Source organism: Promicromonospora sp. NPDC057488 (assembly GCF_042802395.1).
Lineage (GTDB): Bacteria > Actinomycetota > Actinomycetes > Actinomycetales > Cellulomonadaceae > Promicromonospora.
Genome location: NZ_JBHVEG010000025.1, coordinates 12,288 through 28,260 on the forward strand (window position 1 = coordinate 12,288; position 15,973 = coordinate 28,260).

General features: G+C 73.4%; 14 protein-coding genes. 4 read left to right on the forward strand and 10 right to left on the reverse strand.

The window, feature by feature from the left end:
* The first annotated feature begins 347 nt into the window (after window positions 1-347).
* Window positions 348-512, forward strand: a complete 165-nt coding sequence (locus tag ACFU5G_RS07635) for a DUF5063 domain-containing protein (protein ID WP_377242453.1) — start codon at window positions 348-350, stop codon at window positions 510-512.
* Here ACFU5G_RS07635 and ACFU5G_RS07640 read toward each other — a convergent pair.
* The 5 genes from ACFU5G_RS07640 to ACFU5G_RS07660 form a co-directional block, all read right to left on the reverse strand.
* Window positions 502-2,430 (reverse strand): GTP-binding protein, encoded by a 1,929-nt coding sequence (locus tag ACFU5G_RS07640; RefSeq protein WP_377242383.1) that lies wholly within the window; start codon window positions 2,428-2,430, stop codon window positions 502-504. The genes ACFU5G_RS07635 and ACFU5G_RS07640 overlap by 11 nt on opposite strands.
* A 118-nt stretch (window positions 2,431-2,548) precedes the next feature.
* On the reverse strand, window positions 2,549-3,223 hold the full coding sequence (locus ACFU5G_RS07645) for an AAA family ATPase (RefSeq protein ID WP_377242385.1): 675 nt from the start codon (window positions 3,221-3,223) through the stop codon (window positions 2,549-2,551).
* Window positions 3,220-4,176 (reverse strand): alpha/beta hydrolase, encoded by a 957-nt coding sequence (locus tag ACFU5G_RS07650; RefSeq protein ID WP_377242455.1) that lies wholly within the window; start codon window positions 4,174-4,176, stop codon window positions 3,220-3,222. The genes ACFU5G_RS07645 and ACFU5G_RS07650 overlap by 4 nt, the downstream gene beginning before the upstream one ends.
* Before the next feature lie 292 nt (window positions 4,177-4,468).
* Window positions 4,469-7,927: a bifunctional [glutamine synthetase] adenylyltransferase/[glutamine synthetase]-adenylyl-L-tyrosine phosphorylase gene (locus ACFU5G_RS07655; RefSeq protein ID WP_377242387.1), complete on the reverse strand. Its 3,459-nt coding sequence runs from the start codon at window positions 7,925-7,927 to the stop codon at window positions 4,469-4,471.
* A gap of 52 nt (window positions 7,928-7,979) precedes the next feature.
* Window positions 7,980-9,314, reverse strand: coding sequence for a glutamine synthetase family protein (locus tag ACFU5G_RS07660; protein WP_020014259.1), 1,335 nt, complete (start codon window positions 9,312-9,314; stop codon window positions 7,980-7,982).
* Between the two features lie 105 nt (window positions 9,315-9,419).
* On the opposite strand from ACFU5G_RS07660, the gene panB reads away from it, so the two are divergent.
* A complete protein-coding gene (gene panB / locus ACFU5G_RS07665) occupies window positions 9,420-10,250 on the forward strand; it encodes a 3-methyl-2-oxobutanoate hydroxymethyltransferase (protein WP_020014258.1) in 831 nt (276 codons plus the stop codon).
* Window positions 10,251-10,308: 58 nt separating this feature from the next.
* On the opposite strand, the gene ACFU5G_RS07670 is transcribed toward panB, so the two are convergent.
* Window positions 10,309-10,494, reverse strand: coding sequence for an SPOR domain-containing protein (locus tag ACFU5G_RS07670; protein WP_377242389.1), 186 nt, complete (start codon window positions 10,492-10,494; stop codon window positions 10,309-10,311).
* Window positions 10,495-10,508: 14 nt separating this feature from the next.
* Between ACFU5G_RS07670 and ppgK the strand changes: the two genes are divergently transcribed.
* The gene (gene ppgK, locus ACFU5G_RS07675; RefSeq protein WP_377242392.1) at window positions 10,509-11,255 is read left to right on the forward strand and encodes a polyphosphate--glucose phosphotransferase; all 747 of its coding nucleotides are present in this window, start codon (window positions 10,509-10,511) and stop codon (window positions 11,253-11,255) included.
* Window positions 11,256-11,344: 89 nt separating this feature from the next.
* Here the strand turns inward: ppgK and ACFU5G_RS07680 are convergent, their stop codons facing one another.
* Window positions 11,345-11,713 carry an STAS domain-containing protein gene (locus tag ACFU5G_RS07680; protein WP_377242394.1) on the reverse strand — a complete coding sequence of 123 codons (369 nt, stop codon included), beginning with the start codon at window positions 11,711-11,713 and terminating at the stop codon, window positions 11,345-11,347.
* A 268-nt stretch (window positions 11,714-11,981) separates the two neighbouring features.
* Window positions 11,982-12,338, reverse strand: a complete 357-nt coding sequence (locus tag ACFU5G_RS07685; protein WP_377242396.1) for a DUF3467 domain-containing protein — start codon at window positions 12,336-12,338, stop codon at window positions 11,982-11,984.
* A 265-nt stretch (window positions 12,339-12,603) separates the two neighbouring features.
* On the opposite strand from ACFU5G_RS07685, the gene ACFU5G_RS07690 reads away from it, so the two are divergent.
* Entirely contained in the window at window positions 12,604-14,799 is a 2,196-nt protein-coding gene (locus ACFU5G_RS07690) for a HelD family protein (RefSeq protein ID WP_377242398.1), read from the forward strand.
* Between the two features lie 15 nt (window positions 14,800-14,814).
* On the opposite strand, the gene ACFU5G_RS07695 is transcribed toward ACFU5G_RS07690, so the two are convergent.
* A complete protein-coding gene (locus ACFU5G_RS07695) occupies window positions 14,815-15,576 on the reverse strand; it encodes a cation transporter (protein ID WP_377242400.1) in 762 nt (253 codons plus the stop codon).
* The gene (locus ACFU5G_RS07700) at window positions 15,573-15,917 is read right to left on the reverse strand and encodes an ArsR/SmtB family transcription factor (RefSeq protein WP_377242402.1); all 345 of its coding nucleotides are present in this window, start codon (window positions 15,915-15,917) and stop codon (window positions 15,573-15,575) included. The genes ACFU5G_RS07695 and ACFU5G_RS07700 overlap by 4 nt, the downstream gene beginning before the upstream one ends.
* Between the last annotated feature and the right edge of the window lie 56 nt (window positions 15,918-15,973).

The window sequence follows — 15,973 nt, forward strand, 5'->3', positions numbered from 1 at the left end:
GGCCCCGTGACTGAGGGCTCGCACTTGAACGATCCGGCCTTCGTCGCGTTCCGGAACGCCGCGGAGGCGTATTGCGCTGAGGTGGAGGCCGTCGAGGCCGAACCGCTCGACGCTGCGGACGAGCGAGCGCTGGTGCGCAGGCTCAGGGCGCGGGTTGCAGCACTCGTGGCTGCGGCGGTCGCCCTGCCCGACGTCGAGGTCACGACGTCGGAGATCTCGCCGAGCATCGGTCACGCGGCCTGGAACGCCAGGTTTGCCGCGCTGGACCAGGCACTCGGCTCGTCTGCGGCGTACTGGACGGCATTACCCAGCGGGGTCGGCGAGGCCGACGTCACGCTGCCGACGACCTGGCCGACATCTGGCGCGACCTTCGTTCGGGGCTGGACTGGCTGGACTCCGGTGCGGACCCGGCCGACGTGCTCTGGGACTGGCGGTTCGGGTTCGAGACGCACTGGGGCCGGCACGCGACTCACGCCCTTCACGCATTGCACGCGGCTGGCGTCAGTTCCTGACCACCCCGACCATGCAGTTGCTGCCAGGACCGCCCCCGTCCTGGCAGCAACTGCATGTCCGTTTTGTGGAGCCGGCCGCGGAGCCGGCAGCGCCGCCGCGCAACGCCCGCACCCCCACCCGCACCGGCTCGAAGCGGTCGTGCTCCGTGCGGCACATGCCCTCCCCGTGGGTCAGGCCTGGCAGGTCCCGCTGCAGCGCAGCGACGCTCGCCGCCGGGATCTCGCCGCGCATCACCACAATGCCGCTGCCGGAGGCCCGCGACTCGAACGGCATCCCGCCCAGCCGGCCCACCAGCGAGGCCACCGGGCCCACGGTGTCCTCCGGCAGCTCGATCACGAACCGGTGCACCGGCTCGCACACGACCGTCCCGGCGCGCCGGACCGCCGCGGCGAGCACGCGCGGCGCCAGGCCGCGGAAGTCGGCCCCCGTGCTCGACATGGCCTTGTTGAACTTCTGGTGCATGTGGCTCTGCCGGGGCGAGTAGCCCGAGTGGGTCATCACGACGCGGGCGTCCGGGACCGGCCAGTGCAGGGGCCCGCGGGCCAGCTCGAGGCGCACGGTGTCCTCCGTCGCGTCGAAGAACGCCGGCGGCATCGACCCGCGCTCACACTCCAGCTCGAACGTCACGCCGCTCCCCGGCGTCCCGGGCTCGACCCGCAGCCCGATCGTGGCGTGGAACTCGTTCCCGTTCTGCTTCTTGATCTCCACCGCGTGCCCCGCGCCAACCAGCCGCTCCGTGCGCGCCGTCCGCACCTCGCCGAACCGCGCCTCGACGCGGTACTCCCGCTGCAGGATGGCGGCCAGCACCTCGCGCTGCACCTCCCCGTACAGCGAGACGGTGATCTCCTCGTCGCGCCGCCGCACCCGGATCAGCGGGTCCTGCTCGGCCAGCTCGGACAGCGCCGCGTACAGCCGCCCGCGCTCGCCGGGCACGGCGTCCACCACCGTCTCGTACGACGGCGGCGGGAACTGGCTCGCTCGCTCGTCCCCCGGCAGCCTGGGCCCGACGACGTCGCCCACGCGCGCCGTCGCCAGCCCCTGCACGACGGCGATCTGGCCGGCCCCCGCCGTCGACCGCGCCTCGAGCGTCCCCCGGTGCGCGACCCGCAGGCCCGTGACCCGCTCGGAGCGGCCGTGGCCCAGGTCGATCCGGTCGCGCACCCGCAGGGCGCCCTCCCGCATCCGGACGAACGCCCGCTTGCGGCCGTCCTCCCGGTCGATCGCGAAGACCACGCCGGACGGCGCAGCGGCGTGAGTGCCGTCGGACACGACGGGAAGGTACGTGCCGAGCGCGGCCGCCAGCTCCGGCACGCCGACGCCGGTCACCGCCGACCCGAACAGCACCGGGTGCGCGGCCCCGCGGCGCGACTCGTCGCCGAGCCAGGCCCGCAGGCCGTCGTCGGGCAGGGGCTCGACCCGGGCCGCGGGCGTACCCGCGCCGAGCACCCGCTGCACCGGCAGGACATCGGGGCTGAGGCGGCGCGCGACGGCGTCGGCCACCGCGTCGGGACGGGCGCCGCGCCGGTCGATCTTGTTCACGAACACGATCACCGGCAGCCGCAGGCGCTGCAGGGCGCGCATCAGCACGAGCGTCTGCGCCTGCACACCCTCGACGGCGGACAGCACGAGCACCGCGCCGTCGAGCACGGCGAGGCTGCGGTCCACCTCGGCGATGAAGTCCGGGTGGCCAGGGGTGTCGAGCACGTTGACAGAGACGTCCCCCGCAGGGAAGGACGCCACGGATGCGCGGATGGTGATCCCGCGCTCGCGCTCCAGCGCGAGCGAGTCGGTCAGGGTGTCGCCGCCGTCGACGGAGCCGAGGCGGTCGATCACGCCCGCGTGGTGCAGCAGGCGTTCGGTCAGGCTGGTCTTACCGGCGTCGACATGAGCGACGATCCCGAGGTTGAGGTACGACAAAAGCAGTCACGTCCGTGGTCAGGTGGGTCAGGGCACGGGGCGTGACAGCTGTCATCGGTGTTCCAATCTCTCGGGTTGCCCCCGACCCTGCCCCCACGGCACGGGTCGGGGCAACGGTTTATTCGGGGCGTGCCCGTTCGAGGCCTGCTCGCTCGAGGCCTGCTCGCTCGAGGCCCGCAGTGAAGCCTGGCCAATCTGCGCCGGGCCGCGGCCGCGCCAGAGCGGCTCCGGTCACCACGGCCCGCCGCGCGGCCCCGGCCACGATCAGGTCGGCGGTCTGCTCCGGCGTCTGCTCGCCGGAGTCCAGCCACCAGCCCAGGTCGCCCAGCTCCCGCTCCTGGTTCCGGGCCAGGGGCGCGACGTCGTAGTCCACGCGCGTCTCGGCGGCCCGGGTCGCGTTCCGGTGCCGCGCCACCGCCAGCGGCGGGCACAGGACCACCAGCATCAGGGGCCGTGCCCGCAGCCGCCCGTGGACGTAGGCGAGCTCCGCCCGGGTCTCGACGACGGTGTCGACCACCGGCGTGAACCCGGCGTCCGCGAAGTCGTCCGCGGTGGAGCAGGCGGCCGTCGCGCGCAGCCGCAGCTGCGCCAGGCCGTCGGGCCCGGGGTTCCAGCTGCCCTGCTCGTCGATCATGTTCGCGCGGCCGCTGACCAGCATCAGGCCGAACACGTCGCCGTCCACCTGCGCGGCCCGCGGCAGCCGCTCGGCCACGAGCCGGGAGACGGTCGTCTTGCCGGCGCCGGGCGTGCCGGTGAGCACGAGGCAGCCGGGCAGGTGCTCGGGTCGTCTCATCGGTGCGCTCCTTCGGTGGTCGGGTCCGTGGTCGGATCGGTTGCCGGTCCGGAAGGCGGGTCGCTTGGCAAGGCGGACGGCGGTCGGGTTGCCGGGTCGGACGGCGCCGCGTCCCGCCAGGCCCAGCGGAGCGCGTCGGGCAGCAGCACGCCGGCGTGGTTCGGGTTGTGGCCGCCGTCGCCCAGCACGAGCCGGAAGTCGTAGCCGGCCTCCGCGAGCGCCGCGGCGACCCGGAGGTTCTCGGCGAGCCAGTTGCGTTCGGGCCGGTCCCAGCCGAGGTCCCGGTGCCCGGCCTGGAGGAAGATCCGCAGCGGCTTGCGGGGCTCGCCGGCCAGCGCCGCGGGGTAGGGGTTCCCGCCGGGCATCTGGGCGAAGCTGGACAGGAAGCCGACCACGCGGCGGAACCGGTCCGGGCGGTGCCACGCCGCGGTGAACGCGCAGTTCCCGCCGCTGCTGCCGCCCACGACGCCCCATCGGTCGGGGTCGTCGGTGACGGCGTACCGGCGGCGGACCTCGGGGACCACCTCGGTCAGCAGGAACGTGACGTAGCGGTCGTCGGCGGCGTCGTACTCGGTGTTGCGGTTCTTGCGCTCGGCGGGATCCGCTCGGTCCTCGAAGACGCCGGGGTCGACGAAGACGCCGATCATCACCGGGAGCCGTCCGTCGTGGACCAGGTTGTCCAGCACGATGCCGCCGCGGACGTCGCCGTCGGGGTCGAGGTACCACCAGCCGTCCTGGAACACAAGGAGCCCGGCGGGCCGGGCGGTGTCGTAGGCGGCGGGTACGTGGATCCACACGGTGCGGGTCGTGCCGGGGTAGACGGCGCTGTCGGCCAGGCGCAGCTCGACGGTCTCGCCGGGCGGTACGCCGGGGCGGCGTCGGGAGTCGGGCCCGAGCGCGTACCGGACGTCGTCGAGCTCGACCGGCAGGGGACGGAACGGCACTGTTGGCATCACGCCCCGACGCTAGCGACCACCCCCGCCGCCAGTCCCGCCTTTTCCGCCGACAGTCGTTGACCACAGCGGCTGCTGCCACAGCAGGCGTTGAGCACAGCAGTTCCTGCCGCTCCAGCCCCTCCCGTGGCAGCAACCGCTGTGGTCGACGCCGAAGCCTGCGACGCCGGGTCACTCCCCGCTCGGGTGACCGACCATGCACCTACTGCCAGGAACCTCACGGGCCTGGCAGCAGGTGCATGGTCATCTTCGAGTGGCCATCCGGCCGAGCGGCCATCCGCCGGGCCGCGCCTCACTCCGCCCCGTAGAACACCCGCTCCATCACCGCGCGCGCCCGGCGCGCGACCCGCAAGTACAGCTCCTCCAGCTCCGGCCCGGTGCCGACGTCGCCGAGCAGCCGCGCGATGCCGGTCAGGGCGTGGCTGTCGTGCGGCAGCATGTCCACGCCGGCGCCCGTCGTGCGACCGGACCACAGCACGATCGCCGACCGCAGCCGCGACGCCAGCACCCAGGCCTCCAGCAGCACCTCGGCGTCGTCGTCGGAGAGCAGGCCGGCCTCCCGCGCCGCCTCCAGCGCCGAGACGGTGCCGGTGGTGCGCAGGCCCGGCACCTCGAACGCGTGCTGGAGCTGCAGCAGCTGCACCGTCCACTCGACGTCGGACACCCCGCCGCGGCCCAGCTTCAGGTGCCGCGCCGGGTCCGCGCCGCGGGGCAGGCGCTCCGACTCGACGCGCGCCTTGATGCGCCGTACCTCCCGCAGCACCGACGCGTCGGGCCCGCCCTCCGGGTAGCGCAGCGGGTCGATCAGCTCCGTGAACCTGGCGCCCAGCGACCGGCCGCCCTCGGCACCCGGCCCGAGGTCGAGCTCGCCGCCGGCGTCGGCGGGCGTGCTCCCGTCGTCGGGCAGCGACGCCGCCACCGCACCCTCGCCGGGGCCGCCGGCCGCGACCACGCTGAGGGTGCCCGACAGCGCCCGCGCCCGCAGCAGCGCCTGCGCCTCCCAGGGCGAGGACCAGCGGTCGTAGTACTCCACGTACGACTCGAATGACCGCACCAGCGGCCCGTTGCGGCCCTCGGGCCGCAGGTCGGCGTCCACGGGCAGGCCCGGCTCCGGGCCGACGGCCGTGAGGATGCGCCGCATCCCCTTGGCCACGGTCAGGGCGTAGTCGTTGGCCTCCTTGTCGCCGGCGCCGCCCACCGCCTCGTAGACGAACATGATGTCCGCGTCCGAGCCGTAGCCCATCTCCTGGCCGCCGAGCCGGCCCATCGCGACGATGAGCAGCCGCGCGGGCTCGTCGCCGCGCGCGACCTTCCGTTCGGCGCGCGCCTCGTGCTCGGCGATGCGCAGCCCGCCCGCGAGGACGACGTCGGCGGCGTCCGAGATGGCCTTGGCGGCGTCGACCGGCCCGAGCTCGCCCAGCACCTCGGCCACGCCGGTGCGGGCCAGCTCGCGGCGCCGCAGGGCGCGCAGCGCGACCGTCGCGTTGTCGACCTCCTGGGCGCGGCCGAGCAGCGCGTCGGCCTCCGCGGCGAGCCGGCGCACCCCGCGCGGCGCCAGCGAGTCGGACTGCGCGAGCCAGCGCACCGACTCCGGGGACTTGCCGATCGCGTCGGCGAGGTACCGCGACGAGGACAGCACCTGGGCCAGCCGCGACGCCGCCTCCGCGGAGTCGCGCAGCAGCCGCAGGTACCAGTGCGTGGAGCCCAGCGTGTCCGACAGCTTGCGGAACGCGAGCAGGCCCTCGTCCGGGTCGGCCCCCTCGGCGAACCAGCCGAGCAGCACCGGCAGGAGCTGCCGCTGGATCGCCGCGCGCCGCGAGACGCCGTCGGTCAGGGCCTGGACGTGGCGCATCGCGCCCGCCGGGTCCCGGTAGCCGATCGCCGCGAACCGGGCCATGGCCGCCCGCGGCGCGAGCGACGCCTCGCCCGTCGACAGCAGCGCGGTGGCCGGCAGCAGCGGCCGGTAGTAGACGGCCTCGTGCAGGTCGCGCACCTCGCGCCGCACGGACCGCCAGGTCTTGACCAGGTCGTCCGCGCCGCCGTAGCCCAGCCCGCGGGCCAGCCGGCGCAGCTCCGCCTCGGCGGTCGGCATGAGGTGGGTACGACGCAGCCGGAAGAGCTGGACCCGGTGCTCCAGGGCGCGCAGGAACCGGTAGCACTCCCCCATCCGGCGCGCGTGCTCGCGCCCCACGTAGCCGCCCTTCGACAGGGCCGCGAGGGCGTCGAGCGTGGTCCGCGAGCGGATGTCCTCGTCCGCGCGGCCGTGCACGAGCTGCAGCAGCTGCACCGTGAACTCGACGTCGCGCAGGCCGCCCTTGCCGAGCTTGATCTGCCGGTCCGCCTCGGCCACCGGCACGTTGCCCTCGACGCGCTTGCGCATGGCGCGCGCGTCCTCCACGAAGTTGGGCCGCTCCACGGCCTGCCACACCAGCGGCCCGACGGCGGCGGTGTACGCCTCCCCCAGCGCCAGGTCGCCTGCCACGGGACGCGCCTTGAGCAGCGCCTGGAACTCCCAGGTCACGGCCCACCGCTCGTAGTACGCGACGTGGCTGGCCAGCGTCCGCACGAGCGGGCCCTGCTTGCCCTCGGGCCGCAGCGCCGCGTCGACCTGCCACAGCGCGGGCTCCGCCGAGGCGCCCGAGCAGACCTGGGCGAGCCGTCCCGCCAGCCGGGTCGCGACCCGCAGGGCGTCGTCCTCGTCGCGGGCCGGCGCGCCGTCGGGCAGCACGCCCGGCTCGGCCACGTAGATGACGTCCACGTCCGAGATGTAGTTCAGCTCGCGGCCGCCGGTCTTGCCCATGCCGAGCACCGCCAGCCGCACGCCGGCGGCGTGGTCCTCCTCCTCGGAGCGCGCGACGGCCAGCGCACCCTCCAGCGCGGCCGCGGCCAGGTCCGCGAGCGCCGCCGCGACGGCGGGCAGCACGGCGGTCGGCTGGGGCGCGGTCACGTCGGTCGCAGCGATCCGCAGCAGCCGGGCCCGGTAGGCCCGGCGCAGGCGGTCCGTGTACGACGGCGAAGCGCTCTCGCCGGAACCGGTCCCGCCCGGCAGGGTCCCGCCCGGCAGGGTCCCGCCCGGCCCGGAGCTGCTGGGCCCGGAGCTGCTGGGCCCGGAACTCCCCGGCCCGGAACCGCCAGGGCCGTCGGGCGCATGTGTCCCCGCGACCGGCTCGGCGGACTCCGGGTCGGCGTCGACGGCGCGCAGCAGCTCGGCGCGGACCGCCTCGGCCGGGACGCCGGTGCCCGGGGTGCGGTCGCGGATCAGGTCGAGCAGCGCGGGGTGCCGCACCAGCTCGTCGCCCAGCGCCGACGACGCGCCGAGTACGCGCAGCAGCCGGTCGCGGACGGTCGGGCGGGGCCGGGAGCCGCCGTCGCCGTCGTCGTCGTCGTCCGAGGAGCCCCGATCGGCGTCGTCCGTGGAGCCGCGTTCCGCTTCCAGGATCTCGCCGTTCGCCGCCAGGACCCCGCGGAGCCGGTCCGGGGCGGCCGCCGCGAGGCGGACGAGCTGCAGCAGGGCGAGGTCGGGGTCGGCGACGCCGGCGAGCGAGCGCAGCAGGGCGACGTCGCCGGGCTCCAGGACCACGGCGCCGCGGTCGGGCCCGGCGGCGCGGTCCGCGCCGCCGCTGCCCGGGGGCCGGACGTCCAGGACGGCGACCAGGTCGGGGTCCCGCCAGAGCGAGGCGGACCGGGTGAGGTCGGCGAACCCGGCCCGGATCAGATGGGTCGTGAGGGTCTCGGGTCGGCGGCTCTGCACCCCCCGACCCTACGACGCGGGCGGGGCGTGCAGCACCCCCTGGTTCCCGAGGTCAGAGCTGCAGGAACCGCTTGAGCTCGAAGGGCGTGACCTGGGCGCTGTACGCCTCCCACTCCTCGCGCTTGTTGCGCAGGAAGTAGTCGAAGACGTGCTCGCCGAGGGTCTCGGCCACGAGCTCGGACTTCTCCATGAACTGGATGGCCTCGTCGAGGTCGCGCGGCAGCGGCGCGATGCCCAGCGCGCGGCGCTCGGCCGGGGTGAGCTCCCAGACGTCGTCCTCGGTGTGGTCCAGGAGGTCGTAGCCCTCCTCGATGCCCTTGAGGCCGGCGGCGAGGATCACGGCGAACGCCAGGTACGGGTTGGCCGCCGAGTCCAGCGCGCGGTACTCGATGCGCGCGGAGTTGCCCTTGCCCGGCTTGTACATGGGCACGCGGACCAGCGCGGAGCGGTTGTTGTGGCCCCAGCTCACGTAGCTCGGGGCCTCCTGCCCGCCCCAGAGCCGCTTGTAGCTGTTGACGTACTGGTTGGTGACGGCGGTGATCTCACCCGCGTGCACCATGAGGCCCGCGATGAACTGGCGCGCCGTCTTGGACAGCTCGAACTGGGCGCCGGGCTCGTAGAACGCGTTGCGGTCGTCCTCGAACAGCGACACGTGGGTGTGCATGCCGGAGCCGGGCTGGTCGGCCAGCGGCTTGGGCATGAAGGAGGCGAACACACCCTGCTCGAGCGCCACCTCCTTGACCACGGTGCGGAACGTCATGAGGTTGTCCGCGGTGGTCAGCGCGTCGGCGTACCGCAGGTCGATCTCGTTCTGGCCGGGGCCGGCCTCGTGGTGCGAGAACTCGACCGAGATGCCCATGGACTCGAGCATCGTGATCGCGGCACGGCGGAAGTCGTGCGTCGATCCCCGGGCCAGGTGGTCGAAGTACCCGCCCTGGTCGACCGGCTCGAGCTTGGGGTCGGCCTTGGTGAGCTGGTTGAACAGGTAGAACTCGACCTCGGGATGCGTGTAGAAGGTGAACCCGCGGTCGCTCGCCTTGGCGAGGGTGCGCTTGAGCACGTTGCGCGAGTCCGCCAGGGACGGCTCCCCGTCCGGCGTCAGGATGTCGCAGAACATGCGGCCGGTACCGTGCCGCTCGCCGCGCCACGGGAGCACCTGGAAGGTGGTCGGGTCGGGCTTGGCGACCATGTCCGCCTCGAACACCCGGGTGAGCCCCTCGATGGCGCTGCCGTCGAAGCCGATGCCCTCGCTGAACGCCGACTCGAGCTCCGCGGGTGCCACTGCTACCGACTTCAGCACGCCGAGCACATCGGTGAACCAAAGCCGGATGAAGCGGATGTCGCGCTCCTCGACCGTGCGGAGCACGAACTCCTGCTGCCTGTCCATGGGCCCATCTTGCACTAAACCTGTTACAGGTGCGTGTACCGAGCATGGACGACCGGTCGTAGGCTTTCCAGCGGCACCGAGGCTCGTTCGAACCACAGGAGGACCATGTCCGCCCACACCTCACCCACTCAGGGTCCCAAGCGGGTCCGCGTGCATCACCTGGCCGAGGCCAAGGCCAAGGGTGAGAAGCTCGCGATGCTCACCGCGTACGACGCGGTGACCGCCGCGATCTTCGACGCGGCCGGCATGGACATCCTGCTCGTGGGTGATTCCATCGGGAACGTCATGCACGGGCACTCCACGACGATCCCCGTGACGGTCGACGACATGATTCCCGCCGCGCGGGCCGTGGCCCGCGCGACCAAGCGCGCGTTCGTGGTGATCGACCTGCCGTTCGGCTCCTACGAGGCCGGCCCCCAGCAGGCCCTGGAGACCTCCGTGCGGATCTTCAAGGAGACGGGCGCCGACGCCGTGAAGCTGGAGGGCGGCGTCCGCTCGGCCCCACAGATCCGTGCGCTGACCGACGCCGGCATCCCCGTCGTCGCGCACCTCGGCTACACGCCGCAGTCGGAGAACCTGCTGGGCGGGCCCCGCGTGCAGGGCCGCGGCGACGACGCCGTCGAGCGGCTGGCCGACGACGCGAAGGCCGTCGAGGAGGCGGGCGCCGTCGCCGTCGTCCTGGAGATGGTGCCCACCGACGTCGCCGCGCGGATCACCGAGATCGTGCGCATCCCGACCATCGGCATCGGCGCCGGACCGCACTGCGACGGCCAGGTGCTGGTGTGGACGGACATGGCCGGGATGACCGACTGGTCGCCGCGGTTCGCCCGCCGCTACGCCGAGCTCGGCGCGGCGCTCCAGCAGGCCGCGGAGGACTACGTGTCCGAGGTCAAGGACGCCTCGTTCCCGGACGAGGCGCACTCGTTCGAGAAGTGACCGCGCGTGTCAGACGTACAGGTCACCCGGGTGACCTGTACGTCTGACACGTCAGCCGTTACTTGTCGCGCCAGTCCTTGTCGTCCTGCTCCCAGGACTCGTTGCGCGACTTCGCGCTCTCCAGCGCCCGCTCGGCCTCGGCGCGGGTGCCGTACGGGCCCATGAGGTGCGACCAGGCCGAACGGCGACCCACCTCGACCGCCTTGGTCTCGGTGTTGTACCAGTACTGCTCGTCGGTGCTCATGAGACGATCCTGACATGAGCGACCTGGCGTTCGGCATAGACATCGGTGGTTCGGGCATCAAGGGAGCGCCCGTCGACCTCACGGTGGGCGACTACGCGGAGAAGCGGACCCGCATCCCGACCCCGCAACCGTCCACCCCGCAGGCCGTTGCGGACGTGCTCGCGGAGCTCGTCGACACCTACCACCTGCCCGACGACGTCCCGATCGGCGTCGCCTTCCCCGCCCCGATGCAGCACGGCGTGGTGCGGTCCATGGCCAACCTCGACCAGTCCTGGACAGGCGTGGACCTGCCGGCGCTCGTGCGGCGCGTGACCGGGCGGCACGTGGTCGCGGTGAACGACGCCGACGCGGCAGGCGTGGGCGAGGTCCGCTACGGCGCGGCGCGCGACGCCGACGGCGTGGTGCTGGTCGCGACGCTCGGCACCGGCATCGGCTCGGCCCTCGTGGTGGACGGCGTGCTCGTGCCGAACACCGAGCTGGGGCACCTCGAGATCGACGGGCACGACGCCGAGTCGCGCGCGGCCGACTCGGCGCGCGAGCGCGAGGACCTGTCCTGGGAGGACTGGGCGGAGCGGCTGCAGCGCTACTTCGGGGTGGTCGAGGACCTGATCTCCCCCGACCTCATCGTCGTGGGCGGCGGCGTCAGCAAGCATCACGAGAAGTACCTGCCGCACCTGCACCTGCGGGCGCCGATCGTCCCGGCGCAGCTGCGCAACGCGGCCGGCATCGTCGGGGCGGCGGCCCTGGCCGCGGGGCGCTGAGCCGGGGCTCTGTGTCAGGGCGCTGAGCGAAGGACGCCACGACAGCGCGCCCGGCCTCCGGGCCGGGCGCAGTCATTCTCGGGGGCCGGTCAGGCCTCCCGCGCGGCGCCGCCGCGAGCGGCCTGCGCGAACAGCGCGTCGACCCCGAGCATCTCGATGACGTTCCGGACCACCGCGGGCGGCTCCGGAAGAGAGACGGTCAGCCCGTCCTGCGTCCCGTAGGTGTACATCTGCATCAGGAACGCGACGCCGGTCGAGTCCATGAAGGTCACCTTGGACGTGTCGATGACGACCGCCTTCGCCCGCTCAAGGGCGTTGGCTATGGCAGCACTCGACTCACCGCGCAAAGAGACATCGATCTCTCCCCACATGCTCACGACGCTCGTGCGGGCCTGTTCTTCGAACATGATCCCGCCCGTGCGCCCCCTGTTGTCGAATTCGGTGTTGCTCACTTGCATCGCCCCTGTTCATTGCTCCCCGACATGGCCGCCGGAACGGGTCGCCCGACCCCCCGGGCAACTCTGGGAGATTGCAACGCCTTCGTCGCGATCACGGGCAGCCTACATCCGTGAAGATCGCAAGTGGAACAGCCAGTAAGGGTTACATTTCAAGAACCCCAATGGTATAACCCGGTATTTCTACGGGCAAACTAGCACAAGTCTGCCGGTCAGACCGGACATATAGATACCGAGTTGGACATACGTCCAAGTAAAAATTTCACCAGATCTAATTCTCCGACGACCGATTTGGGCCATCCGGGCCCTCTGCGGCACCGGGATTGCGAACGTTCGGTGCGCTTTCCTTCTCCCACGCGTCGAGCTGCATAGTGAGCGCCTTGGCGAGCTCGAACACCTGCTGCGGGGGAATGCGCACGCGTGAAACCACTCGGCCCGGAACGGTTATCGAGGTGACTTCACCCGACTCGGGGTCGGCCACCGGGCTCGGGGGCTGCTTCACGGCGATGAAGTCCAGGATGAACGACGTCGGCGTGTGCCAGACGGAGGCGAAGTCGGCCGGTACGCCGGTCTCCATCTCGTCGGGTACGTCGATCTGGAACTCCTGGGGCAGCTCGTCGGACGACACTGAGGCTCCTCGATAGGCCGGGCGGTGCACCCGACCGTACCGTGGGGCAGGTTGGTGCGACAGTGGAAACGGACTCGAGGGACATATGGTTCCGGACCAGCTCCTGAACCACCGCCCTGGTCCCGAAAATGTGCCGCGCCGTCCAGGTCCGCGGGACTAGACTCGCGCGTTCGCGCGGAACGTCCCGCGACGAGCAACCCCGGCGCCGGCAGCCCACGTGCCGTCATCCACGTGCCACCACCCCCGAGACCCTGGAGGTCCTCCCATGCCCGCCGACGCGTCCGAGCTCACCACGGAGCGGGAGTTCCTGGCCGAGGCCAGGTCACAGCTGGGGCGGATGCGCGACCGGGTCGCCGCGCTCGACGGCAGCTACGCGGGCAACTGGGTGAGCGCGGAGATCCTGGAGGCCACGCTCGCGCGCCGGATGGAGCAGCTCACCGACGACCCGGAGGTCCCGCTCTTCTTCGGCCGCATCGACCTCGTCGCCGGCGAGGCCTCCCCCACCGGCGAGACCTTCCACATCGGACGCCGCCACGTGTCCGACCCGGACGGCGAGCCCATGGTCGTGGACTGGCGCGCCCCCGTCAGCACACCCTTCTACCGGGCCACGGTCAAGGAGCCCATGGGCATCTCCGCCCGGCGCCGGTACGGGTTCGCCCGCGGCCACCTCACGGCCTTCGAGGACGAGTCGCTGACCCGGCCCGAGCTGACCGGCGGCCTTCCCGACGGCGTCGCCGGCGACGCCGCCGCCGACGCGCACTCGGAGATCCTCGAGGCCGAGATCGAGCGCCCGCGCTCGGGCCCGATGCGCGACATCGTCGCGACGATCCAGCCCGAGCAGGACGTCATCGTGCGCATGCCGCTCGAGAGCACGCTTGTGGTGCAGGGCGCGCCGGGCACGGGGAAGACCGCCGTGGGCCTGCACCGCGCGGCCTACCTCCTGTACGCGCACCGCGACCAGCTCACGCGCCGCGGCGTGCTCGTCGTCGGGCCGAACAAGAGCTTCCTCCGGTACATCCGCGACGTCCTGCCCGCGCTGGGCGAGATCCACGCCCGCCAGGCGACCATCGAGGAGATCGTCGGCGACCACGCGCCGGTCCGCGCCACCGAGGGAGCCGACGTCGCGAGCCTCAAGGGCGACGGGCGGCTGGCCGAGGTGCTGCGCCGCGCCGTCTGGTCGCACGTCGGCACCCCCGAGGAGACCCTGGTGCTGCCCCGCGGCTCGTTCCGCTGGCGGGTCCCGGCGTACGAGGCGCGCGAGGCCGTCGAGCAGGTCCGGGCACGCGACGTGCGCTACGCGCTGGGCGCGGCCCAGCTCCGGCACGCCCTGGCCCACCGGGTGCTGGTGCAGATCGAGGAGACGGGCGACGCCCTCGACGACAAGGCGTGGGACGTGCTGGCCCGGACCAAGCCCGTGCGCGACTACGCGGCCGCGGTCTGGCCGGCGGTCGAGCCGCGCCGGCTGCTGCACCGGCTGCTGTCCGACCCGGAGTTCCTGGCCGAGCACGCCGACGGCGTCCTCACCGAGGACGAGCAGGCCCTCCTGGTCTGGGCGCGACCGCCGCGCACGGCGGGCTCCGCCCGCTGGACCACGGCGGACCTGGTGCTGCTCGACGAGATCACCGACCTGCTGGACCGGACCGAGTCCGTGGCGCACATCGTGGTCGACGAGGCGCAGGACCTGTCCGCGATGATGCTGCGTGCCCTCGGCCGGCGGGCCGCCACCGGATCGCTGACCGTGCTCGGCGACCTCGCCCAGGCCACCACGCCCTGGGCGGCGCGCGACTGGGCCGACGTGCTGGCGCACCTGGCCAAGCCCGACGGGCACGTCGAACAGCTCACCGCCGGGTTCCGCGTGCCGGCCGACGTCATCGAGCTCGCCGCGCGGCTCCTGCCGAGCATCGCGCCCGGCCTGGAGCCGCCGCGGGCCGTGCGCCGCGCCCGCGGCCGCCTCACTATCACCGCCACCCCGCTCGACGACGTCCTGGTGGGCGTCGGCATCGCGGACCTGGAGGGCTCGGTCGGCCTGATCGTGCCCGACGCCGCCGTGCCCCAGGTCCGCGAGACGCTCGCCGCCGTCGGGCTCACGTTCGCGGTCGTGGGCGAGCAGGACGACGCGGAGCCGGCCGCGGGCCCGGCGGCTGCCGGGGCCGAAGGCGACGGGGCCGACGCGGCCGACGGGGCGCCGGACGACGGCTCCGAGTTCGACTTCCACCTGGACCTGGTGCCCGCGTCGCTGGCGAAGGGCCTGGAGTTCGACCACGTGGTGCTGCACGACCCGGCCGCGATCGTCGCGGCCGAGCCGAACCACGCCACCGGGCTGCGCCGCCTCTACGTCTGTCTCACCCGAGCGGTCACGTCGCTCGTGGTGCGGCACGACGGCGACCTGCCGCCCGAGCTGGGCCTCGGAGACCTCGACGAGACGCCCGCGGCCGTCGGGGTCGCGGGCGCCGCCGGCTGACGACGCGGCCGGGGCTCAGTCGGCGCAGCAGGCGCAGCCCTCGTCGGTGCAGCCGCCCGGGGCGTCGTCGGCCTGGGCTCGGTCGGCCCGGGCGCCGTCGGTGTCCCCGACGAGCTGGGCCACCGGCGTGCAGCAGGCGTCGCCGTGCCAGGCCTCCCAGCCCTCGCGGACGGCGAAGCCCGCGATGACGACGGCGGCGATCGGGTCGGCCCACCACCAGCCGAGCAGGCTGTTGAGCAGGAGCCCGGCGAGCAGGGCAGCCGACAGGTAGGAGCAGATCAGGGTCTGCTTGGAGTCGGCGACGGCGGAGGCGGAGCCGAGCTCCCGGCCCGTGCGGCGCTCGAACCAGGACAGCCCCGGCATGACCAGGAGGCTGACGGCGGCCAGGACGATGCCGACCGTGGAGTGCTCGGGCGAGGTGGCGCCGAGCAGGGAACGGGCGGCGTCGACGGTGACGAACACGGCCAGGCCGAAGAACGAGAACGCGATCAGCCGCATGGCGGCCTTCTCGCGGGCGTGCGGGTCCCGGCTCGCGAACTGCCACGCGACCGCGGCGGCGGAGAGGACCTCGACGACCGAGTCGAGGCCGAAGCCGATCAGCGCGCTGGACGAGGCGATGCGCCCCGCGGTCAGGGCGATGCCCGCCTCGATGACGTTGTAGGTGATCGTGGCGGCCACGACCCAGCGGATGCGGCGGGTCAGGACGGCGCGGCGGGCGTCGGTCAGGGGCCGGGCCTGGGGCTGGGGCTGTGGCCGGGGCATCGGGAGCGCGGTCATGCGCACGTGCAGTCCGGGCCGCAGCAGCCCGGGTCGACGGCGAGCACCAGGCCGAGCAGGTCGCCCAGGGCGGGGGCGAGGCGGGTGTCGGCCAGGCGGTACCAGGCGCGCCGCCCGTCCTTGACCGACTCGACCAGTCCGCATCCACGCAGGCAGGCGAGCTGGTTGGACATCACCTGGCGGGAGACGCCCAGCGCGTCGGCGAGGTCGGACGGGTAGGCCGGCGCCTCGCGCAGCGCGAGCAGGATGCGGGTGCGCGTCTCGTCCGACAGCGCGTGCCCCAGCCGCGCCAGCGCGGCCGTGTGGGTCAGGGTCACCGACGGGGTGATCGTCTCGGTCATGCACTCGACAGTACACGGGCTCATGTATTCACGAAACGCTGTATCGACGCCGCGTC

Coding starts and splice junctions, on each gene's coding strand:
- ACFU5G_RS07645 (WP_377242385.1), bottom strand. CDS start 3,223: ATGAGACGACCCGAGCACCTGCCCGGCTGCCTCGTGCTCACCGGCACG.
- ACFU5G_RS07650 (WP_377242455.1), bottom strand. CDS start 4,176: ATGCCAACAGTGCCGTTCCGTCCCCTGCCGGTCGAGCTCGACGACGTC.
- ACFU5G_RS07660 (WP_020014259.1), bottom strand. CDS start 9,314: ATGGACAGGCAGCAGGAGTTCGTGCTCCGCACGGTCGAGGAGCGCGAC.
- panB (WP_020014258.1), top strand. CDS start 9,420: ATGTCCGCCCACACCTCACCCACTCAGGGTCCCAAGCGGGTCCGCGTG.
- ACFU5G_RS07670 (WP_377242389.1), bottom strand. CDS start 10,494: ATGAGCACCGACGAGCAGTACTGGTACAACACCGAGACCAAGGCGGTC.
- ppgK (WP_377242392.1), top strand. CDS start 10,509: ATGAGCGACCTGGCGTTCGGCATAGACATCGGTGGTTCGGGCATCAAG.
- ACFU5G_RS07680 (WP_377242394.1), bottom strand. CDS start 11,713: ATGCAAGTGAGCAACACCGAATTCGACAACAGGGGGCGCACGGGCGGG.
- ACFU5G_RS07690 (WP_377242398.1), top strand. CDS start 12,604: ATGCCCGCCGACGCGTCCGAGCTCACCACGGAGCGGGAGTTCCTGGCC.
- ACFU5G_RS07695 (WP_377242400.1), bottom strand. CDS start 15,576: ATGACCGCGCTCCCGATGCCCCGGCCACAGCCCCAGCCCCAGGCCCGG.
- ACFU5G_RS07700 (WP_377242402.1), bottom strand. CDS start 15,917: ATGACCGAGACGATCACCCCGTCGGTGACCCTGACCCACACGGCCGCG.